The sequence below is a fragment of the Lysinibacillus sp. NPDC047702 genome, assembly GCF_050272555.1.
Taxonomy (GTDB): domain Bacteria; phylum Bacillota; class Bacilli; order Bacillales_A; family Planococcaceae; genus Lysinibacillus.
In genome coordinates this window covers 1-23,474 of record NZ_JBNNMG010000047.1, presented here as the reverse complement: position 1 = coordinate 23,474, position 23,474 = coordinate 1, and the positions used below count along the sequence as shown (strand labels likewise).

At 36.9% G+C, this 23,474-nt stretch carries 20 protein-coding genes, 2 pseudogenes and 1 riboswitch; of the genes and pseudogenes, 16 read left to right on the top strand and 6 right to left on the bottom strand.

Going from position 1 to position 23,474, the window contains the following annotated elements:
• Positions 1–58: 58 nt before the first annotated feature.
• Positions 59–1,105 carry a FecCD family ABC transporter permease gene (locus ACQKIM_RS19450; protein WP_427547069.1) on the top strand — a complete coding sequence of 349 codons (1,047 nt, stop codon included), beginning with the start codon at positions 59–61 and terminating at the stop codon, positions 1,103–1,105.
• Positions 1,106–1,109: 4 nt separating this feature from the next.
• Complete coding sequence (locus ACQKIM_RS19445) at positions 1,110–1,901, top strand: heme ABC transporter ATP-binding protein (RefSeq protein ID WP_427547066.1); 792 nt, start codon at positions 1,110–1,112, stop codon at positions 1,899–1,901.
• Between the two features lie 45 nt (positions 1,902–1,946).
• Here the strand turns inward: ACQKIM_RS19445 and ACQKIM_RS19440 are convergent, their stop codons facing one another.
• From ACQKIM_RS19440 to ACQKIM_RS19425, 4 genes are all read right to left on the bottom strand, one after another.
• The gene (locus tag ACQKIM_RS19440) at positions 1,947–2,255 is read right to left on the bottom strand and encodes a monooxygenase (protein WP_427547063.1); all 309 of its coding nucleotides are present in this window, start codon (positions 2,253–2,255) and stop codon (positions 1,947–1,949) included.
• A gap of 155 nt (positions 2,256–2,410) precedes the next feature.
• Positions 2,411–2,725, bottom strand: a complete 315-nt coding sequence (locus tag ACQKIM_RS19435; protein WP_427547060.1) for a DMT family transporter — start codon at positions 2,723–2,725, stop codon at positions 2,411–2,413.
• A complete protein-coding gene (locus ACQKIM_RS19430) occupies positions 2,725–3,078 on the bottom strand; it encodes a DMT family transporter (protein ID WP_427547057.1) in 354 nt (117 codons plus the stop codon). Before ACQKIM_RS19430 ends, ACQKIM_RS19435 begins: the two co-directional genes overlap by 1 nt.
• 73 nt (positions 3,079–3,151) lie before the next feature.
• Complete coding sequence (locus ACQKIM_RS19425) at positions 3,152–3,730, bottom strand: TetR family transcriptional regulator (protein WP_427547054.1); 579 nt, start codon at positions 3,728–3,730, stop codon at positions 3,152–3,154.
• A gap of 266 nt (positions 3,731–3,996) precedes the next feature.
• Between ACQKIM_RS19425 and ACQKIM_RS19420 the strand changes: the two genes are divergently transcribed.
• The 3 genes from ACQKIM_RS19420 (at position 3,997) to ACQKIM_RS19410 (ending at position 7,110) form a co-directional block, all read left to right on the top strand.
• A complete protein-coding gene (locus ACQKIM_RS19420; RefSeq protein ID WP_427547051.1) occupies positions 3,997–4,167 on the top strand; it encodes a hypothetical protein in 171 nt (56 codons plus the stop codon).
• Positions 4,168–4,239: 72 nt separating this feature from the next.
• The gene (locus tag ACQKIM_RS19415) at positions 4,240–5,406 is read left to right on the top strand and encodes an endonuclease Q family protein (RefSeq protein ID WP_427547048.1); all 1,167 of its coding nucleotides are present in this window, start codon (positions 4,240–4,242) and stop codon (positions 5,404–5,406) included.
• Positions 5,407–5,493: 87 nt separating this feature from the next.
• Positions 5,494–7,110, top strand: coding sequence for an S-layer homology domain-containing protein (locus ACQKIM_RS19410; protein WP_427547045.1), 1,617 nt, complete (start codon positions 5,494–5,496; stop codon positions 7,108–7,110).
• A gap of 200 nt (positions 7,111–7,310) precedes the next feature.
• On the opposite strand, the gene ACQKIM_RS19405 is transcribed toward ACQKIM_RS19410, so the two are convergent.
• A complete protein-coding gene (locus tag ACQKIM_RS19405) occupies positions 7,311–7,598 on the bottom strand; it encodes a DUF2653 family protein (protein ID WP_427547042.1) in 288 nt (95 codons plus the stop codon).
• Positions 7,586–8,053: a hypothetical protein gene (locus ACQKIM_RS19400; RefSeq protein WP_427547039.1), complete on the bottom strand. Its 468-nt coding sequence runs from the start codon at positions 8,051–8,053 to the stop codon at positions 7,586–7,588. Before ACQKIM_RS19400 ends, ACQKIM_RS19405 begins: the two co-directional genes overlap by 13 nt.
• A 177-nt stretch (positions 8,054–8,230) precedes the next feature.
• Here ACQKIM_RS19400 and ACQKIM_RS19395 point away from each other — a divergent pair, with 177 nt between their 5' ends.
• The 11 genes and pseudogenes from ACQKIM_RS19395 to ACQKIM_RS19345 all read left to right on the top strand — a co-directional run bounded on the left by ACQKIM_RS19395 (position 8,231) and on the right by ACQKIM_RS19345 (position 23,331).
• Complete coding sequence (locus tag ACQKIM_RS19395; RefSeq protein WP_427547037.1) at positions 8,231–9,247, top strand: YdcF family protein; 1,017 nt, start codon at positions 8,231–8,233, stop codon at positions 9,245–9,247.
• Positions 9,248–9,314: 67 nt separating this feature from the next.
• Entirely contained in the window at positions 9,315–10,601 is a 1,287-nt protein-coding gene (locus ACQKIM_RS19390; protein WP_427547034.1) for an SEL1-like repeat protein, read from the top strand.
• A gap of 543 nt (positions 10,602–11,144) precedes the next feature.
• A pseudogene (locus tag ACQKIM_RS19385) lies at positions 11,145–11,636 on the top strand (protoglobin domain-containing protein); the annotation flags it as partial.
• A gap of 282 nt (positions 11,637–11,918) precedes the next feature.
• Positions 11,919–12,404, top strand: a pseudogene (locus ACQKIM_RS19380) (methyl-accepting chemotaxis protein); the annotation flags it as partial.
• Positions 12,405–12,722: 318 nt separating this feature from the next.
• Positions 12,723–14,111, top strand: a complete 1,389-nt coding sequence (locus ACQKIM_RS19375) for a protoporphyrinogen oxidase (RefSeq protein ID WP_427547032.1) — start codon at positions 12,723–12,725, stop codon at positions 14,109–14,111.
• 125 nt (positions 14,112–14,236) lie between these two features.
• Positions 14,237–14,336: riboswitch (SAM riboswitch) on the top strand.
• 85 nt (positions 14,337–14,421) lie between these two features.
• A complete protein-coding gene (locus ACQKIM_RS19370) occupies positions 14,422–16,269 on the top strand; it encodes a bifunctional homocysteine S-methyltransferase/methylenetetrahydrofolate reductase (protein ID WP_427547029.1) in 1,848 nt (615 codons plus the stop codon).
• A complete protein-coding gene (gene metH, locus ACQKIM_RS19365; protein ID WP_427547026.1) occupies positions 16,262–19,693 on the top strand; it encodes a methionine synthase in 3,432 nt (1,143 codons plus the stop codon). Before ACQKIM_RS19370 ends, metH begins: the two co-directional genes overlap by 8 nt.
• A 75-nt stretch (positions 19,694–19,768) precedes the next feature.
• Complete coding sequence (locus ACQKIM_RS19360; RefSeq protein WP_427547024.1) at positions 19,769–20,266, top strand: N-acetyltransferase family protein; 498 nt, start codon at positions 19,769–19,771, stop codon at positions 20,264–20,266.
• 109 nt (positions 20,267–20,375) lie between these two features.
• Positions 20,376–21,407, top strand: coding sequence for a fatty acid desaturase (locus ACQKIM_RS19355; protein ID WP_427547022.1), 1,032 nt, complete (start codon positions 20,376–20,378; stop codon positions 21,405–21,407).
• Between the two features lie 147 nt (positions 21,408–21,554).
• The gene (locus ACQKIM_RS19350) at positions 21,555–22,703 is read left to right on the top strand and encodes a sensor histidine kinase (protein ID WP_427547019.1); all 1,149 of its coding nucleotides are present in this window, start codon (positions 21,555–21,557) and stop codon (positions 22,701–22,703) included.
• 16 nt (positions 22,704–22,719) lie between these two features.
• The gene (locus ACQKIM_RS19345) at positions 22,720–23,331 is read left to right on the top strand and encodes a response regulator (RefSeq protein WP_427547016.1); all 612 of its coding nucleotides are present in this window, start codon (positions 22,720–22,722) and stop codon (positions 23,329–23,331) included.
• Positions 23,332–23,474 lie beyond the last annotated feature (143 nt).

Here is a 23,474-nt window from a genome sequence, read left to right as displayed (position 1 = left end):
TGAAATACTCTTTTTTATTGTTTCATATCTATTACGATTGATTAGGAGTATTATACATATGAATAAAAAATTTATACTATTATCTCTGACTCTGCTTCTAGTACTAATCATTTCTATGACTTTGGCTGTTATGGTTGGATCTGTTTCCATCACACCTCTTTATGTGTGGCAGGTTATTCTATCCAAAATTCCAATCGTTCAAAATTTTATAGAGCAGGATTGGAGTCGCTCGCAAGAAATTATCATTTGGCAAATACGGGTGCCACGCGTCTTGCTAGCTGCAATCGTAGGAGCAGGCTTAGCAATCGCTGGAGCAGCTATACAGGCTCTTGTGCGTAATTCTATAGCTGAACCATACATATTGGGAATATCTTCAGGAGCAACAGTCGGTGCTACAGCAGTTATTATTTTAGGTGCTTTTTCATTTCTAGGTATTTTCGCTCTTTCTGCATCTGCATTTTTAGGCTCACTTCTTGCCATATTGTTAGTGTTTTTCCTTGCACGTGTCGGAGGAAGAATCTCTGTTTTTAGACTTTTACTTGCGGGAATGGCAGTGTCGTTTATTTTATCTGCTGTATCGAATTTTATTTTAATGATGGCAAAGCAAGAGAATGGAATTAAGGCAGTTATGTATTGGATGCTTGGTAGTCTAGCAGGTGCTAAATGGAGTAATATAATCATTCCTACAGCTATATTTATCGTCGTGTTTGCCTTACTGTGGCTCCATTATCGGAACTTAAATTTATTATTGCTTGGAGAAGAGGCTGCGGTTACATTAGGTGTCAATATCCAACAATTTCGTTTGCAGCTTATCCTGCTAGTATCTTTATTAACGGGCGTACTTGTTGCAGTAAGTGGCTCAATTGGATTTGTCGGTTTAATTATTCCGCATATTGTCCGCATAATAGTAGGTTCCAACTATAAATATGTAATACCAATTAGTGCTCTATTAGGAGGGATTTTTTTAGTTTGGGCAGATGCAATTGCACGAATTTTAATAGCCCCTGAAGAAATGCCGATTGGAATAATTACTGCTTTTTGTGGAGGACCATTTTTCATCTGGCTACTACGCCGTAATAATTATTCTTTCGGTGAAGGAGATTAAACCTATGACATTAGAAGCGAAGCAGGTATCCTATTCCATTCATGATCAACGTATACTACATGAAGTTAGTATTCAAATAAGGGAAAAGCAATTTGTTGGGCTAATTGGTCCTAACGGTAGCGGGAAGTCAACCTTATTAAAGAATATGTATCGTCTATTAAAACCCGAAAATGGTACAGTCTTGTTAAATGAGCAGGATATTTTTAAGCAATCAAGTAAAACCATTGCTAGAAATTTGGCGGTAGTAAGTCAAGAAACACCGGTTTTATTTGACTTTACGGTACATGATTTAGTAAGTATGGGAAGAACACCTCATAAAAAACTATTGGAGCTCGATCAAGAACGGGATTTTCAAATTGTGAAGGATGCATTAAATCAAACAGGTATCGCGCACTTAGAAAAACGTAGCTTCAGCTCTCTGTCAGGTGGAGAAAAAAAACGAGTGATGGTTGCACGTGCTCTTGCTCAGCAAGCACAAATTCTAATTTTAGATGAACCAACAAATCATTTAGATATACAGCATCAATTACAGTTAATGGATTTAATTCAAACCCTACATTTAACAGTAGTTGCTGCTTTGCATGACTTAAATATTGCAGCTATGTATTGCGATCAAATTTATGTTTTACAAAAAGGTCAGATTGTTTGCTCTGGTACACCTGAAGAAGTACTTACACCGACGCTATTACAAGATGTATTTGGTGTTTATGCTGATATACAAACTCATCCTCTTACAGGTAAGCCTTATTTAACGTATGTATCTGAGCAATATACAAAGAAAATATTAAAATATTGATAGTTTGAAAAAGGCGTATCTCCTATTGCGGATACGCCATGTTGTTTATCGAAGGATAGGCCCATTGTTAATGGATGACAATGCTTCATTTACTGCAAAAATTTTACCGCGAATATTTGTTATTCCAAAGCTTGTTAGGCGGGCAGAGTGCATGGCTAAATATTTTTCAGCACTTTCTTTCGTTTCAAATAAATACACCCCGCCAGCTTCTTTAGCTAACGCGTTCTCAGTCCAAATTTTCCATATAACGCCTTCTTCATCATTAATACTATGTGCTAAATCTTTGAAGCCTTCAGACATCTCCGTACCAAAAGGGCCTTCCATAGTAAAGTCAACCTGTAATAAATACACCATTCTTAAAACCTCCTTTTCACTAGATTATATTTATCTTCATTCAGCAGATGTTTTTAGTATCGAAAGCAAAGCGGCAGCTACAATTACGCCAAGGCGAAATTGATTTTAATTCATTATAAATAAATTCTACCACAGAAGTACAGGAGCAAAGCAAATTAAGATACAGCTTTTAAGCCTGCCACGCCAATGATAATGGCAACGATACTAATCAGACGAGTAAGGTTTTTAGATTCACCGAAAAATATAATATTTACAAGGACAGCACCAACAGTGCCAATACCAATCCATACAACATAGGCGATGCTTAACTGTAAATAGTTGAAGGAGGAATATAATAACGCAAAGGACAATCCAAAACCACCTACATATATGAATAAATTACGTAGCGATTTTTTCTGACTGTAGAAACGTAAACCTACCACCCCGATAATTTCTGATATTGCAGCTAATAAAACAAGTAACCAGCCCATTAGGCATTCGCTCCTTTCTTGTTATCACTATCTCCAGCAGGGTTATCAGCTAATTTAAGCCCAATGACCCCTAATACTAAAATAAATATAAAAATCGCTTTAATAGTGTTAAACTCTCCTTCAAAAATGAAAATGTCCATTAATGTGGTACCAATTGTTCCTGCCCCAGCAAAAATCGCATAAACTGTGCCAGTAGGCAGGTTTTCACATGCTTTCGATAAGAAATGGAAGTCCATAGCGATTAAAGCTACGATAATAATCCAATGCCACCATGAATGTGCAACATTAAAGCCAAAAATCCAAAATAATTCAAATAAACTTGTTAGTCCAACATACAGCCAATCTTTTTTCATAGTTACGTTTCCTTTCGTTTAATAATATTTATGACTGACATTCAGTCATTTTTAGTGTGAAAAAGAACGCCACTTATGTGTGACGTAAGCCAAGTGCATGATGTAAAAAGTCAAGGAGTTCAAGCTTTTGCAGTCTGATAGATTCTTCTTCACTATCATCATATAAGTAAATTTGCTCAGCTGCAGATTCTACTAACCCAATAATAAGCTTAGAAGATTGTGTAGTATTTAATGAAGGGCGAATTATTCCTTGCTGTTGAGCCTCATATAAGAAATTATTCATCCATTCGTAATAGGGCGCATAAATATTTTCCCATTCTTTCATATGTTCAGTTTGAGTAATACCAGCGTAGATAAGAGCAAATACATCCCGATAGTCTTCGGTTAGTGAAAAAACAATATCGACTACTTTTTCAAGCTGGATTGCAAAAGGTTCCTGTATGGATATACCTTCTTTAATAGCAGCAATTATTTTCTCAACCATAACTTTCGCAATAGCCGGCATGACTGAAAGCCGTGACGGGAAATAAAGATAAAATGTTCCTTGAGCGATACCTGCAGCTTTAACGATATCGGAAACTTTAGTTTTTTCAATTCCCTTTTCACGAAAAACTTCAATAGCAGCTTGAATAATTTTCTCTTCCTTTGACATGTAATCCCTCGCTTTTGACTTGCTTAATACATATGTTACAAAATAGCTAGAGTAAAGTCAAAGAAAATGACTGATAATCAGTCATTTTCATCTTGAGTCAGCAAATCTTTACTGTGCGAAAGCGAAGCGACAGCAACAAATGTTTACTGTGCGAAAGTGCACCGTCAAGTACAGAATACTTTCGGACGCAATTACATTTCGACGAAATTGATATGCATAAATATCACTTTCTCAGGGAACTTTATGAATGAAAGGATTTGATGATAATGGAAGAGATTAAGTTTGCACAATTAAATCAACAGCAGCTTGAAAAAATTAATGAACTGGAAAAGAAAATTGACGTGACATTAGTGGCATATGATTCATCTTCAATCCCGTCGCAGGGCTCAGGTGCCTTTGAATCAAATAATAGCACACATAATAATCATCCATCATAATGAACAAAGAGATGCCTTGCAGCAATGTGAGGTTTTTCTGTGTTATAAAAATAACAGGAGTGAAATTTAATTATGAAAGAATTCTATGCTGATTTACATATTCATATTGGACGTACTTTTAATGGACGTGCTGTCAAAATTACAGGCAGTAGAACGTTAACATTAGCAAATATTTTAGAGACTGCTAGTGCAAGAAAGGGGCTAGATATTATTGGAATTATCGATTGTCATTCTCCAGAAGTAATAGAAGAGATGGCATTGATGATAGAACAAGACTTAATTAAGGAATTAGAGAAAGGGGGACTACGTTATCAGAAAACGACCCTGATTCCAGGCAGTGAAATAGAGATTTATGATGAGAATTGCTTAGGACCAATCCATGTGCTTGCCTATTTTCCGACGCTTAGCCTGATGAGAGAGTTTTCAACTTGGATGTCAAATCATATGAAAAATATCCACTTAAGCTCTCAGCGGATATATTGCGATGCACGAACGCTACAACAAAAAGTTTGTGAATTAAAGGGACTTTTTATTCCTGCACATGTATTTACACCATTTAAAAGTCTATTTGGTAAAGGTGTACAACGAAGTTTAACAGAAGTTTTCGATCCACAGCTAATCGATGCCATTGAACTGGGATTAAGCTCTGATACCTACATGGTAAGTAATATTAAAGAGCTTCAAGCCTATCCATTTGTCAGTAATTCTGATGCTCACTCTCTTGGGAAAATCGCTAGGGAATATCAAAAATTACGCTTATCTGATGCCAATTTTTCTGAATTGAAATTGGCACTTCAAGAGCAGCAAGGGCGAGCAATAACAGCTAATTATGGTCTAAATCCTTTGCTTGGTAAATACCATCAAACCGTTTGTGCAAAGTGTGGGGAACAGTTAAGTAATGTGGCAACTGTCTGCCCTAAATGTAACAGTATTCAAATTATAAAAGGAGTTGCTTTACGTATTCAGGAGTTATCAGAACAACTTGTCAATAAACGTGATCGACCACCCTATATTCATCAAGTTCCAATGGATTTTATTCCAGGATTAGGGCCAAAAATGATGGACCGATTAGTACATGCTTTTGGTACTGAGATGAATATATTACATCACGTCTCACTAGAACAGCTTGAACAAATCGTACCACATAAAATTGCGAAGATGATTGATTTAGCAAGAACAGGTCAACTAGTAATTGAAGTTGGTGGTGGGGGAATGTACGGAAAGATTCAATCTGATTAACAAGAAAAAAATGCATGCTCTTATTTAACCCATTTTTAACCTTCATCTATTAAAATAGTAATCAGTAGATGTTGAAGGAGTGAGAGTATGAAATTTTCAAAGAAATTTCGATTTTTAGCTAGTAGTGTACTAGCATTACAGTTAGTGGTGCCAATAGGTGCAAATGCTGAAGAGCAGAGAGATCTTATAGCACCAAGCTGGGTGACACAGGCAGATTATGTAGCATTAGGGGATTCACTTGCTCATGGCATGAATGAAGTGGGAATTATCGGATTAGGGTATGCCGATTTTGTTGCACAGGCTTTACAGAAAGATGGCCTTATTACTTCATATAATAAGGGCTTTGCTTATACAGGCTATACTACTAAAAATGTATTAGAAGATTTACAAAAAGATGTCGAGAAGCCGGTGGTTGGTTTTGGCTATCCAAACGAACAGGTAAAGCTTCGTACATCTATTAAAGAGGCGGAGATCGTTACTTTAACAGCAGGCGCTAATGATTTAATACCAATTTTAAAGGAATCTCAAGCTACAGGTATTAATGCAACGGCAATTCTAAAAGCTTCACAAGATGCAGTCACAAATTTAACAGCTATTTTAGCAGAAATTAAAAAGTTAAATCCGAGCGCACAGGTTTATGTGATGGGCTATTATAATTCCTTTCCATACTATAGTGAGGATTTACAAAAACAATTTAAACTATTATTAGCTGCGGTAAATTCCACAATAAAAGCAAATGTTGAAAAGGCAGGAGGCATATTTGTCCCAACTTACGACATTGTGGCAAAGGATGTGCCAAGCTATTTACCAAATCCAGAAAATATACATTTAAGTGAAGCTGGCTATATGGCAGTCGCAAATGAGGCATTTTTACCAGCCATTAAAGCAAGCTCATTATGGGATGTATCAAAAGTGATCAGTACAACTATTCAAAATAGTACAACCGTGCAGGTAAATTGGCAGAAGGCTATAGACAATGTTGGCGTTCAAAGCTACAAAGTTTATGTAAATGGTGAGTTAACAGCTACGCAAAATGCTGAAACGACAACAATTACGTTGGAACATTTAACGGATCATGCAACATATACTGTCGCTGTAAAAGCAGTAGATGCTGCAGGCAATGAAAGCGTACAAAGTCCAACTATAACTTTTTCGTTGGGAGGTACTTCAAGCTTTACTGATATAGAGAATCACTGGGCAAAGGAGTTTATTCAGAAAACAGCTGAAGTAGGGATTATGAAAGGCTATGCAGATGGAACGTTTAGACCTGAACAGAATGTGACTCGTGCACAGGCTGCTGCTATGCTTGTCAGAAGCTTAGGCTTAACGACGCAGAAACAGGCACCATTTACGGATATTTCAAGCTACGATGCAAAAACACAGTCTGAAATTGCAGCTGCCTATGCAAATGGACTTATAAAGGGAACGGATGGTAAATTTAACCCTGGCCAGCCAATTACTCGCGCTCAGCTAGCATTAATGATTAATCGTGCCTATGAACTTCAACAAAAGAAGCCTTATGTAGTGAAAGGAAATGCGCCATTTACTGATATTGCTATTTACAATGAAGAAACAAAGCGTGCGATTACTATGCTATATGAGCTTGGAATAGTTACAGGCAGTGAAGGCAAGTTTTTACCGGAAGCCTCAACAAAGCGAAGCCATGCAGCAAAAATATTTGTTAATTTTAGTGATTTATTTTGATTCAGTAGATTAAATCCATCTCTATAGGTGGTGAATTAATAACTGGTACTGGGGTTATGTTCATCATGCTATTAATGGTTGGACGATCAGTAGTCGATTTTACAATTGATGAAGACAAAAAGAAACAGATAAAAAATCATTTTTAAAATGAACAAAGCAGTACAATAAAAAATTTATTGTACTGCTTAACTTTTAGTTATTTACGATAATCTTGCAATAATGCCTTCTTCATCATCTAATACAAGCTCGATACCAGTTGAAAATGGATCACCATGCAGGACATCTTTAATCCATACACGTAATGCACCAATCATTGCTGCTGTATTGAATAACTCTATCTGTCTATTCACTTCGACTTCAGCACCAAAGCCAGCATCATCATCGTAGGTTAGCTCTACAAGCACTTCTTCTGGGCGAATATTTTTATAATATGCCTGTGATAAGCAAATGGCATTAATAATATCTTGTTCATTAATTATTTGTGCCATTGTGCTTCCTCTTTACGCTTCTTATCTTTAAATATATTCATAATTTTTACGACAAGCATAATGATGACAGCAATTGCTGCTACATTAATTAATAAACCTAAAATATTACCTAACAGACCCATACCACTAAAGAGACTACCAAATAATAAACCTGCTAAACCACCTAGCATTAGACCTTTCATAAGGCCACCAGAGAAGAAACCACCTTTTTTTGCAGTTGTATCTGTTTTGTTTGTAGATGTTGTATTGTTTTTATTTGTTGTTGCGTTATTTTGATCTTTAGATTTGTCCTGAGACTTTTGGATATTTGAGCTATTATTATTGTTTGTGAAGCCTTTTTTTCCTGATTTGTAGGATTTAGCTTCAGCAGTTGGTGTATCAGAAATAAACAATGTTGCCCCAACCGTTGCAAACATCAGTGTCGCTACAAAAATAGCGGCAAGAATTTTTTTCATTACTTACATTCCTCCAATATAATTTTTCATTTTGTCATAAACTAGTTCTTACTATTAATTTTACATGAACATTCTCAAAAAATAAAATAATCGCTGTCATTAATTTAGAAATAACGACAAATTTGAACAAGTAGTGTCGGGAGAAAGGGTATAAAGACTATAGAAAGGAGTGGGACGATGATACAAACATTGGTGCTATTAACGGCAATTTTCCTACTATTATATACGACGGAAAAAAGACGCTTTTTCAATGCAGTAGTACTGGGGCTATTAGGTTTACATATTTTAAGAGCAATCATTATTCAAAATCCTCTACTGCTGCCAGACAATCAAGGAATTGTCTCAGAGATGGGAATTGTCATTATACTCGGTAGTTTTCCAAGCATTATGTTTATTTTATCGATTGTGATGTTTATTAATAGCAAGGTTTTGCTTGAAAAAGAAGGTCGTAAAGTACGTAATTTATTGGTAGCAGTTTTTGGATTGAGTTTTTTTATCATGATGATATGGTATGTATTCGTGATATTTATGAATACTGAAAATGAAATTTGGCATATACTTTTTTTCTATGCGTTTTTGATTTTTGGTTATACAATGTTTTTATACACAAGTGTAATGGCATATGCAACTATTTATCATTTTACAGCTATTCGCTATGAGCCAAACTTTATTATTGCACTAGGATCAGGACTAATCGGTGATAAAGTACCACCGCTTTTAGCTAGTCGTTTAGACGAGGCAGTACGGCAATATAAAAAAAATGGTGAGCGACCTTACATTATCGTCTCAGGTGGTCAGGGAACAGATGAAAAAGTATCAGAAGCTTATGCCATGAAAAACTATATTATTGAAGTACATCAAATACCCACCCAAAAGATAATAATGGAAGATCAATCTATAAATACCGAACAAAATATGGCATTTTCAAAGGCAATTATGGATAGACATGCGCAAGGTGAAAATTACCGATCTTTATTTGTAACGAATAATTTTCATGTATTCCGTGCCAGTATATATGCCCGAAAGTCAAAACTTGATGCTCAAGGAGTTGGTTCAAAGACTGCCTTTTACTATGTTCCAAATGCTTTTACTAGGGAATTTATCGGTTTATTAGAAATGTATAAATGGGGTCATATATCTGTTTTTTTATTTATCACATTACTCGTAGGATTAATACTAAGAGCGTATGTGTAATCAATTTTAAACTGTCTTCCATATAATATTGGCAAGGCGGTTTTTTATAGTGCAAGGGGGGAAACGAATGTATGGACAATTATTAGCTGAACGAAATAAAGAGCGAATTGAATCCTTACTAAAGCTCACGCAAACTCAAGGTACATGGTTTGCACAAAACATCAAATTGCTAACATTTGAAGAAGTGCCATTAACAGCATTGCATAAAATGGTGTATCAAGTTGTGCACGGACTTCTAAAAAAAAATCAACAACGCCATTTACAAATTGTTCATCCAGAGCAGACGCAATCAATACAGGAAAATGTCTTAACGCTTTTAGCTGAGTATGATGATTTACTACGTGAAGCGATTCCACTCCCTATATATATTTTAATTTGGCAAATTTCTTCACTTGAGAAGTTAACCAATTGTATTGAGGTTGTTGACGATGTAATCGATGTATTGGAATGGTATTTTATCAATCAAGATGAGCAGTTTGAAGCATTTGATGAAGAAGATTTAGATCATGAGGTCATTATTGATTTATATAAAGAGGCAATCGAAGAACAAGATGCAGAAGCACAGTTTCAGCTCGGAGAATACTATAGTGCCAGCGATAGCTCCTGTTTTAAGCCTGAAAAATCTTTAAAGTGGTTAGAATTAGCCGCATCGCAGGATCATGCTGATGCTCAATATGTACTTGGTAATTTTTATTTTGAAGGTATAGGTGTACAGGAAAATTATTGCAGAGCTTTTTCATTGTATGAGGCAGCGGCAAATCAAGGGCATCCTGATGCTGCGAATAACTTGGCAGATATGTATTTTAACGGTGAAGGTGTATCAGAAAATTTGATACTTTCAAAGAAATGGTTTGACTTCGCTGCCAAGCAAGGTGTTGCTGAAGCTATGTTTACTCTTGGAATTATTTACGAGCAAGGTTTGGGTGTCGACATTGATGAGGAGCACGCATACTTCTATTATAAAAAATCTGCAGAAGCAGGCTATGTAGAAGCTCAATATAGGCTTGGAGGAATCTGTTTTGAAGGGCGATTAGGTCAATCGCGAGATGTAAATCGTGGTTTATACTGGTATGAAAGAGCTGCAGAGCAATATCATGTTGATGCATTTTATGATTTGGGGTTTATTTGGAGTCAAGGTTTAACCGGTATACGTAATATCGAGAAAGGAATTCATTGGTTTAAACAAGCTGCTCTTCAAGGAGATTCAGGAGCAAAATTACAGCTAGGGCATCTTTACAATAATGGAGAGGGTATATCTAGAAATGTGAAAGAAGCTATTAAATGGTACAGACTGGCTGCAGAGGCAGGAATAGAAGAGGCGACTGTTTTGCTGAATGAATTAAATGGATTGTAAATTTTTCGTAAAAAAAATGTAGTCATTTAGTTTCGATTATAGCTTCTGATTTTATGAGTATAAAGAATGGCGTTCGTTGTTTTGTTTAGGTATATAATAATAAGTGGAACTAACGGTAAAAATATTAATATAGTGAAAGGATAATAAAGACAAAGGAAAAATAAACAAAAAATAAGCAAAAGAAACATTAGTTGATGCAATTTAGCTGCCAAAAGATATTGTGGTAGCTTTTTTACTGCATTAAGTCGATAGTTTGGCTATAGGGACTTTTTATACAATTAATGGTAAAAAATGTATATCAGAAAATTGACAGCTATTTTAAAAATGTATAAGGTATATGAGTGATTTTGAAAAGAGCAGTTGATGCTATGGCTAAATGCTTTTTAGCAACTAAACAGTAATTAATCTAAGGTACTTATAAACCTATTCTCTTACATTTTGTAATATATATTTTTGTAAACAGAATTGGATTTTCTCAGCTTTGCAAAAGTACACGTGAAAGAGGGAAAATGTGTGATTTTTCAAAAAAAGAGAAAGACAGCAATGATAGACCTTCAGCAATATGTTGTAAAAATGGATGTTTCTAATTGCAAGTCAATGGTCAAGCAAATAGAAATGCTAAATTTAACAAAGCAGGACTTACAATATTTAAAAGCCTTTCAGCCATTTGTTGTAGACAATATTAATGACATAGTAGATAGATTTTATAGAATGATAGGGACTGAGCATGATTTAGTAAGTATTATTAATAATCACAGTTCTGTAGAAAAATTAAAAGTCACGCTAGGTCGCCATATTATTGAAATGTTTAATGGCACAATTGATGATGAATTTTATCAGAGACGTACTAATATTGCCAAAGTACATGTTCATATTGGTTTAAGAACGCAATGGTATATTTGTGCTTTCCAAGATTTATCATTATCATTCATTGACTTAGTGGAAGAATACATTCATCATCCCAAAGATCAATTTAATACAATACGGTCCATTTCTAAAATTTCAAACTTCGAGCAGCAATTAGTATTAGAAGCCTTTGAAAATACTGTTGAGCGGCACAAAGAGAATATGGAACGACAAAAGGAAGCAGTAGAGAAGGAAATCATAGCGTCTACAGAAAGCCTTGCTTCAATATCTAATGAAACAAATAACTCATTTCATCGAATAAGCAAGCAATCCGATGAAATTAAACAGTTTGCAAAAAACTCACTTTTAGTGTCGGCGATGGCTGAGAAGCAGGCATTAGAGGGACGAGGACGAATAAAGAGTCAATCACAAAATATGTGTAATATTATTGATTTGCTGAAGGATATAACAGAGAATATAGAACAGTTGACTGGTATGTCAAAAGAAATGGAATCAATTATGAGTGTGGTTACGACTATTGCCAACCAGACCAACTTGTTAGCTTTAAACGCAGCTATAGAAGCAGCCCGTGCTGGAGAAGCGGGTAAAGGCTTTAATATAGTTGCAGATGAGGTTCGAAAACTATCGATTCAAACAAAAGATTCTGTGACTTCAGTAGCCATGTTGTTACAAAAAACAAATGAACGGACAGATAAGTTAACACACTCTCTTAATAATATTCAAGAAGAGGTCATATCTGGTAAGGAAAATATGGTTCAAACAGAAGGGCAATTCACGAAAATATTAGAATCGATGACAGAAGCAAAAGAGCAGAATGATAGTATGGAAAAAGAAGTTTTAACAATAGCGGAGATTCTTAATGAGCTGGGAGTTGCCTTTGAAGAAGTAACAAATTCAGCTGAGAAATTAGCAAATGTTGCCCAACACTTAAATTAATTCATAGCAAGTATAGTATTTATTGTGGCAACTGAAGATCTACAGCCTGTAAACACTATAAAAACCATTAATATGTGTAAATTAATGGTTCCGAAGGCGATATATAGGTTATGCAATTTTGCAAGCTGATGACCGAGATTTAAGGTTAAAAGTATTTTTTTGTATCATTATGGAAAAATACATATTTTAGTCATAGAAATGGAGCTATCCTAACCACTGGATAGCTCCATTTTTGCTAAATTTGTAAAGGATTTAGCGTAATTTTCAATAAAAAGAGTTTATACTAAAGGAAGACAACAAAAATTAGGGGCGGTTAATATGGAAACAGTGGTTGTATTAGGCGGCGGAATTACGGGTTTATGTACGATGCATTATTTGCAGCGTCAAGTGAAGGAGAAAAATTTAGATGTAAAGCTTGTGCTTGTTGAAAAAAATACATATCTAGGTGGTAAGCTGCACTCTGCTCACGAACATGGATTCATTATGGAAACAGGGGCAGATTCAATTGTAGCTCGTCATAAAGGTGTTATGGAACTGATTGAAGAGCTTAATTTTGAGCAAGATTTGGTATACAACGAAACTGGGATTTCCTATATATACACAAATAATGAGCTCCATGCCATTCCTGCAGATTCGACGTTCGGCATTCCAATGAGCCTACACTCTCTGGAGGAAAGCACACTTGTATCCGAAGAAGGTAAAAAAGAAGCATTAAAGGATTTGACATTGCCGAATGCAGGCTTTACAAAGGACAGCTCTATCGGAGAATTTTTAACATATTATTTAGGAGAGGAGCTTGTACAAAACCAAATAGCGCCAGTACTTGCAGGAGTGTATTCAGGAGATTTACATCAATTATCGATAGCCTCCACTTTACCTTATTTAATTGATTATAAAAATGAGTACGGTAGTATCGTTAAAGGTTTTGATGCAAATCGACAACAATTTGTAAAAGCCGCTAATAAAAAGTTTATTTCGTTTAAAAATGGTTTATCGTCTTTAATTGATCGTCTTGAAGAAACGTTAACTGATGTAGAAATTATTAAGGGAATTACCATTACAAGTGTCAACAAGCAGGAGGATCACTACACTGTTACTTTGGCAGATGATACGGTTATTAAAGCAGATCATGTTGTTTTAGCATTACCTAATGAAGCTGTACAGAGCTTATTAAAGGATGATACATTGAACCGTTATTTTGAACAGTTCAATACTGCCTCAGCCATTACGATTTATTTAGGATTTGATGTACCCGATAATAGATTACCAGCTGATGGAACAGGCTTTATTGTGTCACATAATTCGGATGTAATCTGTAATGCAGCGACATGGACAAGCCGCAAGTGGAAGCATACTTCAGCAAATGAGCAATTACTTGTTCGACTCTTCTATAAAAGTATTAACCCTGCGTATGAGAAGTTACGTAGGATGACAGATGAAGAATTAGCGGTTGTTGCCTTAGAGGATGTAAGAAAAAGCTTGGGAATTGAAGAAAAACCAAATGTCGTGAATGTGAGTAGATGGATTGATCAAATGCCGAAATATGATTTAGCTCATCGTGATGCATTACAGGGTTTATTACAAGAGCTCGAAACAAATTATCCGAATTTATCCATTGCGGGCTGCTCTTATTTTGGTGTAGGTATAGGTGCTTGTATTCAAAACGGTAAAAAAATAGGGGAGAATATTGCTGAAAAACTCTCTTAATTGCAGAATATAAGACAAAAAATTATATTTTTCGTTTGAAATATCCTTTGTTACGTGAAATAGTCTTGACTCAAACGTTTGTTAACGATATGATTCTTTTAATTATTTAAAAAATTCATACTAAATTCTTATCAAGAGAAGCTGAGGGACTGGCCCTATGATGCTTCAGCAACCAACTTTTTGTCAGGTGCTAAATCCAGAAGACCCTATGGTCGAAGATGAGAAGGAACAAAATTACGAAACGTAAAAGCCTTCTTTGTGTTAAAGAAGGCTTTTTTATTATAGAAAAATAGGAAGAGGGGCTAGTTTTATGGGATTGCTTGAAAAGTTAAAAACGCATGTTCTGACAGCAGATGGTGCAATTGGTACGGTATTATACGGCTATGGCTTGGAGTACTGTCATGAGGAAATGAATGTTCAAAGACCAGAATTAATTGAAAAGATTCATAGAGAGTATATCGCAGCTGGAGCCGACATTATTCAAACAAATACTTATGGAGCGAATGCCATAAAATTAGCACGCTATGGATTAGAATCGCGTGTTCAGCAGTTTAATGAAGCTGCTATTACAATTGCAAAGCGAGCCGCTGCAGATGGCGGTCAATTTGTTTTAGGAACTATCGGAGGAATTCGAGGCATCCGAAAAAGCGATGCAACGTTAGAAGAAATTTTAGCGACTGTGGAAGAGCAAGCAACTGTATTACTTGCAGGGAATCCAGACGGTCTTTTACTTGAAACCTATTATGATTTTGAAGAATTAACAGCGACATTAAAAATGCTTCGAGTAAAAACCAAGTTGCCAATCATTGCGCAAGTTTCAATGCATGAACCGGGAGTATTGCAAAATGGTAAGAGTTTAAATAACGCTCTACATGAGCTTGAAGCGCTTGGAGCTGATATTGTAGGTGTTAACTGTCGTTTAGGTCCATTCCATACGATTCAAGCATTTGAAGGTGTAGAGCTTCCTGAGAAGGCATTTATGTCAGCATATCCAAATGCATCTCTTCTAGACTTAGAAGACGGCCGAGTGGTTTATGAGTCTGAGACAGACTATTTTGGTCGAGCAGCTGTAGCACTTCGAGATCAAGGTGTACGTTTAATAGGCGGTTGCTGTGGTACGACGCCAAATCATATTGCTGCAGCAAAAAAATACTTAGAGGAGCTATCTCCGGTAGAAGAAAAATTAGCGAAGCCAGAAAAAGTAGAGATTGTACGTGAGGCAGAACCATCAAGATTTGAGCCTCTGCATATAAAAGTAAAACGTCAACGCTCGGTTATTGTAGAGTTGGATACACCAAGACATTTAGAAATCGATGGCTTTATTAAAGGTGCTAAAAAATTATATGAGGCAGGCGCAGATGTGGTTATGATGGCGGATAATTCACTTGCATCTCCAAGAATAAGCAATGTGGCAATGGGCGCATTACTGAAAGAAACACATGGGGTACGCCCGCTAACACATATTACATGTCGAGATCGTAATTTAATTGGTCTGCAATCCCATTTAATGGGCTTAAATGCACTAGGAATTCATGATATATTAGCGGTGACTGGAGATCCAACAAAGGTTGGCGATTTCCCAGGAGCAACAAGTGTTTATGACGTATCATCAATGGAGCTAATACAATTAATCAAACAGTTAAATGAGGGTGTATCATTTTCAGGGAAGCCGCTACGTCAAAAGGCAAATTTCTCTGTAGCCGCTGCGTTTAATCCAAATGTACGTGTATTAGACCGAGCTGTATCTCGATTAGAAAAGAAAATTGAGCATGGGGCAGATTATTTTATTTCACAGCCAGTCTATACAAAGGAAAAAATTGTAGAAATTTATGAGGCAACAAAGCATTTAGAAGTACCAATCTATATAGGAATTATGCCAGTAACGAGCTATAAAAGTGCGGAGTTCTTACATCATGAAGTACCAGGCATTAAATTATCTGAAGAAGCATTAGCACGTATGAAGGCTTGTGGTGAGGATAAGGAACGCGCAACGCTTGAAGGAATTGCAATTGCTAAGGAATTAGTGGAGGTAGCTGCACAATACTTCAATGGTATTTATCTTATTACACCGTTCCTACGCTATGATATGACGCTAGAACTAATGAAATTTATTGAGCAATTGGATGAACAAAAAAGAGGGGTAAGTATAAATGGCTAAGCATTTGATTGAAGAGCAACTAGAGAAACGAATTTTAATTCTTGATGGCGCAATGGGGACAATGCTACAAAATGAAAACTTATCAGCTGAGGATTTCGGTGGCGAGGAATATGATGGCTGTAATGAGAATCTTGTACTAACTAGACCTGATGTGCTTGAAAAGGTTCATAGAAAATATCTGGAGGCAGGAGCAGATATTATTTGCACGAATACATTTGGAGGTACTCCTCTTGTATTAAATGAATATGATCTGGGAGCAAAGGCAGAGGAAATCAATAAACGTGCTGTGGATATAGCACGTAAGGCAGTGGATGATTTTTCTACCTCTGATTGGCCACGTTTTGTAGCAGGAGCGATGGGACCTACTACAAAAACCCTATCAGTTACAGGTGGAATTACCTTTGATGAGCTAGAGGAAAATTTTTATGTACAGGCGAAGGCGTTAATTGAAGCTGGTGCAGATGTATTGTTGCTAGAAACCAGCCAGGATATGCTCAATGTTAAGGCGGGTACTTTAGGAGTATCTCGCGCATTTGAAGCGACTGGCAAAGAGCTTCCTGTGATGATATCAGGAACAATTGAACCGATGGGAACGACACTTGCAGGGCAATCCATAGATGCATTCTACATTTCTATCGAGCATATTAAACCATTATCCGTAGGTTTGAACTGTGCGACAGGTCCAGAGTTTATGACGGACCATATTCGTTCATTAGCAGAGCTTTCAACGGGTTATATAAGCTGCTACCCGAATGCAGGCTTACCTGACGAGGAAGGCTGCTACCATGAATCACCAGAGTCGCTGTCACAAAAGCTAAAAGGCTTTGCTGAAAAGGGCTGGTTGAACATTGTAGGAGGCTGCTGTGGAACAACACCTGCACATATTGCTACTATTCGTGAGGTACTAAAAGAGGAAAAGCCGCGCCAATTACCAGAGGCAACGCATGGCCATGTAGTATCAGGTATCGAGCCATTAGTGTATGACGATTCTATGCGTCCATTATTTATTGGCGAACGTACAAATGTAATTGGTTCTCGAAAGTTTAAAAACCTAATTATTGATGGGAAATTTGAGGAAGCCGCAGAAATTGCTCGTGCACAAGTGAAGAATGGTGCCCATGTTATTGATATATGTTTAGCAAATCCTGATCGCGATGAACTAGCCGATATTCGTGGTTTTATGCAGGAGGTTGTGAAAAAAGTTAAGGTACCTCTCGTGATTGACTCAACTGATGAAAAGGTTATCGAAGAAGCACTTAAATTTTCGCAAGGGAAAGCTATTATCAACTCCATCAATTTAGAGGATGGGGAAGAACGCTTTGATGCAGTGTTACCGCTTGTAAAAAAATATGGTGCCTCATTGGTTGTGGGAACGATAGATGAGCAAGGCATGGCGGTTGATCGACATCGTAAGCTAGAAATTGCTGAACGTTCCTATAACTTGTTAACAGAAAAATGGGGACTTGCACCAGAAGATATTATCTTTGATCCATTAATGTTCCCAGTAGGTACAGGAGATGAGCAATATATTGGTTCTGCTCTAGAAACAATTGAAGGAATTCGACTCATCAAAGAAAAAATGCCACGTACATTAACAGTACTTGGTGTCAGCAATATCTCGTTTGGATTACCGCCTGTTGGTCGTGAGGTATTAAATGCAGTTTATCTCTATCATTGTACACAGGCAGGCTTAGACTATGCCATTGTGAATACTGAGAAGCTGGAGCGCTATGCTTCCATTCCAGAAGAGGAAATTAAGCTTGCAAATGACTTATTATTCAATACGAATGATGAAACACTAGCCGTATTCACAGATTTTTATCGTGATAAAAAGAAGGAAAAAACAGAGGCTGACATCCCTAAAACAGTGGAAGGTCGTTTAGCTTACTATATTTTAGAGGGAACAAAAGAGGGGCTGATAGAGGATCTGGAAGCTGCTCGTGATATATTTGAAGCACCTCTTGATATTATTAATGGACCATTAATGAGTGGGATGGCTGAGGTTGGTCGATTATTTAATAATAATCAGCTTATCGTTGCGGAAGTATTACAATCTGCTGGTGTTATGAAGGCTGCTGTTGCTCACTTGGAGCAATTTATGGAGAAAAATGAAGAGAGTGCTGGCAAAGGGAAGATGGTGCTCGCAACAGTCAAAGGCGATGTGCATGATATTGGGAAAAACCTAGTTGATATTATTTTAAGCAATAACGGCTATAAGGTGGTTGACCTTGGCATCAAAGTAACTCCTGCTCAATTAATTGAAGCAGTTCGAAAAGAGAAACCGGACTTTATCGGGCTTTCAGGTTTACTTGTAAAATCAGCACAGCAAATGGTAATTACGGCTCAGGATTTCAAAGAAGCGGGGATTGACGTACCGATATTAGTAGGCGGAGCAGCATTATCTCGACGTTTTACAGAAACTAAGATTGCAGATGAATATGATGGACCTGTCATCTATTCAAAGGATGCGATGCAAGGATTAGAGCAGGCAAATCTTTTAATGGGTTCAGAAACACGTGCAGATTTCTTAGCTGAAATTGAGGAGTCACGTAAAAAACGTATAGAAGCAGATGAGAAACGAGCGGCTCGCCCTGCAAAAGAAATAGCTATAAAGCCTGCTCGTACAGTAAAAGAAGCACCTGTATTTTTACCAGCTGATTTAAGACGACATGTGAAGAAGGAATATGCTGTATCGCATTTATACCCTTATGTAAATATGCGCACTTTACTTGGTCACCACTTGGGTTTAAAGGGGCAAGTGCAGCAATTACTTGAGACGGGAGATGCAAGAGCAACAGAATTAAAGGATTTAGTGGACGATTATTTAAAAAGTGACTTGTTGAAACCGTCTGGCATGTATCAATTTTTCCCTGCACAAGCAGATGGAGATGATGTAATTGTCTATGATCCAGCAGACAATAAAACAGAAATTGAGCGTTTTACCTTCCCACGTCAGCAAGTGGAACCATTTTTATGCCTTGCAGATTTCCTAAAAACGGTTGAGAGTGGAGAAATGGACTATATTGCCCTAATGGTTGTTACAGCAGGACAGGGGGTAATGGCAAAGGCGCGTGAGTTAAAGGATGATGGGAAATTCCTTGAAAGCCATGCATTACAATCTACAGCACTTGAATTAGCAGAGGGCTTTGCAGAAAGAATGCATCAGGAAATTCGTGACCAATGGGGCTTCTCGGATGCCACAGACTTTACAATGCGTGATCGTTTTGCTGCCAAATATCAAGGGCAACGCTTCTCATTCGGCTACCCTGCATGTCCAAATTTAGAGGATCAAGAGAAGTTGTTTGGCCTATTAAAACCGGAAGATATTGGTGTTCATTTAACTGAAGGCTTTATGATGGAACCAGAGGCTTCTGTTTCTGCGATTGTCTTTGCACATCCTGATGCTCGCTATTTTAATGTGTAATGTTAAATAAGAAATTTATGAAATATAGAAGTAAAGATTACAAACTATCATAATTGATTGAGGGATGTGAACATGATGATACGCTTCATGGAGGACAAAGATATACCTGAGGTTTTAGACATCTACAACGATATTATTTTAACGAGTAAGGCTGTTTATCGTTACGAAACGCAATCGTTAGAGGAAAAAATGCAATGGTTTAAGGACCAACAGGCTTCTGATAATCCTCTACTTGTCTTTGACGAGAATGGTGTAGTAGCAGGCTTTGCTACTTATAGTCAGTTCCGTCCTTATCCTGGATATAAGCATACGATGGAGCACTCTGTGTATGTGCATAAGGATCATTATCAAAAGGGAATTGCTACTAAGCTAATGCATGAGCTTATTCGAATTGCAGGGGAGCAGGGTGTGAAAACACTTGTAGCAGGCATTGATGGTGATAATATTGGCAGTATTAAAGCACATGAAAAATTAGGCTTTGAATATGCAGGCACAATAAAGAATGCAGGCTATAAATTTGAACAATGGCTGGATCTGGTGTTTTATCAGCTTCATTTATCTGGACCTAAATAAAAGGATATGACAAATGTCATATCCTTTTTATGATGTTTGCGTCTGTTGCTAGATTATGCTCATGTTTTATGATGAGGTCATAAGGAAAAAAGAAAAGAGGGAGTAAACAATGGCAACAGATAAAGAAAAAACAAAAAAACTGCGCCAAGATGTAGCGCCATTTGCGAAATCAGATTCAGCAAAAAGTATTTTTCAAATGATCAATACGATTGTACCGTTAATCGCACTATGGATTGCTGGATATATGTTAGTAGATGTTTCACCATGGTTAACAGCGGGATTAAGTGTTATCTCAGCAGGGTTTGTCGTAAGGGCATTTATAATTTTCCACGACTGTACACACGGTTCATTTTTCAAAAGTAAAAAGGCAAACGACGGGGTTGGTTTTTTAACTGGAGTGTTAACATCATTCCCATATGAAAAATGGAAGCGTGAGCATACAATTCACCATGCAACAAGCTCGAACTTAGACAAGCGTGGTATTGGTGATATTGATATGATGACAGTAGAGGAATATTTACAGGCTTCTAAAGGTCAACGTTTATGGTACCGTTTTTATCGTAATCCATTTGTTATGTTTGGGTTAGGTCCATTATATATGGTATTAGTATTAAACCGTTTTAATCGTAAGGATGCAAAACAGAAGGAACGTCTTAATACTCATGTAACAAATGTTGTAATTGCAGGACTTTGTGCAACATTAATTTATACGATGGGTTGGCAGGCATTTTTACTGGTACAGGGTGTAACATTATTCATTGCTGGAGCTCTAGGAATTTGGTTATTCTATATTCAACATACGTATGAAGATTCTTATTTTGAACATGATTCGGAATGGGATTACGTAAAGGCTGCTGTTGAAGGAAGCTCGTATTATAAATTGCCAAAGCTATTACAATGGGTTACAGGGAATATTGGTTTCCACCATGTCCACCATTTAGCTCCGCGTGTACCGAACTATAATCTTGAAAAAGCGCATAATGAAACACCACCACTGCATACTGCAACAACGATTACATTGCGTACAAGCTTAGAATCATTGCGCTACAAATTATATGATGAAGATCAAGGGAAGTTTATATCGTTTAAAGACGTTAATGAAATCATTAAGCGAAAAGCAAAAGGCAGTATCGCCGCTTAGTAGAAATTTTAGCCATCTCTTCTAAAGGGATGGCTGTTTTACTTAAATAGTGCTACCCATATCATGATAGGCATAGGAAAGCCATGCACAGGCATAAAATTAATTTTCTTGTTATAATAAGGGAAAAGTAGGAAAGAGCGTGAGATTATGTTGAGGAAATGGCACAGTATTATTCCGAATAGTCCGATGCTCAGTATATATTTATGGATTATTTTCTGTTTCCTACCGTTTTTCTTTATTTTTAGAAAATCCTCCTATTTAGAAATATCGATAGGAATTACATTTTTAATGCTATATTTTATTTTTTATCGGTTTTCTATGAATTCGAAAAACGGCCTTGTTTATATGTGGATTAGCTTTGAAATGGTCATTAATATCGTGATGACAATATTGTATGGCTATGTGTATCTATCAATTTTCACAGCGTTCTTCATTGGTAATATTCGTAGACCGGTTGGCTTTTATATTATGTATGGGTTACATATTGGCTTTACGGTTATTTCGACAGGTGCTGGTTTCTTTGTGGAGCTGCACTTATTTTTATCACAACTACCGTTTGTTGTGCTAACGATTTTAGCAGTCGTACTTCTTCCGCTAACGATCTATTCAAAAAACAAACGTGAAAATTTAGAGGGCCAGCTAGAAACGGCTAATGAGCGAATTGCTGAGTTAATTGTTTTTGAGGAACGACAACGTATTGCCCGAGATTTACATGATACACTAGGTCAAAAATTATCCATGATTGGCTTAAAAAGTGACCTAGCTTCAAGACTAATTGACCGAGATCCGCAACAGGCTTTAATAGAGATTAAAGACATTCGTCAAACAGCAAGTATTGCATTGAAAGAGGTTCGTGAATTAGTTTCTGATATGAGAACAACAAAATTTGAGGATGAGCTGATGCGCATTTCTCAAATATTGCGGGCAGCAGAAATGGAATTTATTTTTGATGGGGATAAAGAGACATTACAAGTGCCGCCACTTGTAGAAAACGTTTTATCTATGTGTTTAAAAGAGGCAGTAAATAATGTCATCAAACACAGCGGTGCTACTAAATGTGAAATTGCTTTTCATCAAAACTTTAAAGAGGTGTACTTGGTAGTTCGTGATAATGGACAAGGAATTACGAAAAAGCAAGCATGGAAGACAGGAAATGGATTAAACGGAATGCGTGAACGTTTAGAGTTTATAAACGGCTCCTTTAAAATTGAAAGCGAGAAGGGCACCACATTAACGGTGTCGATTCCAGTGGCAATTACGCATCAGAAGGTCAAGGAAAACCTGAAGAACATATAGAAAAGAGGCTTGTGACATGATCCGAATTGTAATTGCTGAAGATCAGGGTATGCTATTAGGCGCACTTCGCTCTTTACTTAGTATGGAAGATGATATGGAAGTCGTCGGCTTAGCCAAAAATGGGGAGGAAGCATTGACACTTGTAGCTGAACATCAGCCTGATATTTGTATTATGGATATTGAGATGCCGGTGAAAACTGGACTTGACGCTGCAGAGGAAATGCATAGCTCTGGATTTGATTGTAAAGTAATTATATTAACAACATTTGCAAGACCAGGTTATTTTGAGCGTGCTAGAAAGGCTAGTGTCCGAGGGTATCTGCTAAAGGATAGCCCTATAGAGGAATTGGTCAATGCTATCCGTATTATTATGGACGGTAAAAGAATTTATGCACCTGAACTAGTCGATTTTGTTTATGAGGATGATAGTGAAAATCCTTTAACTGAGCGTGAAAGTCAGGTATTGACACTAGTTGCAGAGGGCAAGACTACAAAAGAGATTGCTGCTGAATTATTTTTATCAGCAGGAACTGTTCGCAATTATATATCAACTATTTTAGAAAAATTAAATGTTGGTAATCGAATTGAAGCTATCGCGCGTTTTAAGGAAAAAGGGTGGAATAAATAACACTATGGAAAAACTAAATGGTCAAAGGACTCTTTGTGAATACTACTAAGTCAAAATGAAGGTGATTTCCGTTCCAGGCTACTCGCTTTGCCGCTGACGCTTCGCTTTCGCGCAGAGCAAGGCTTCCAGTGGGCGAGCGACGA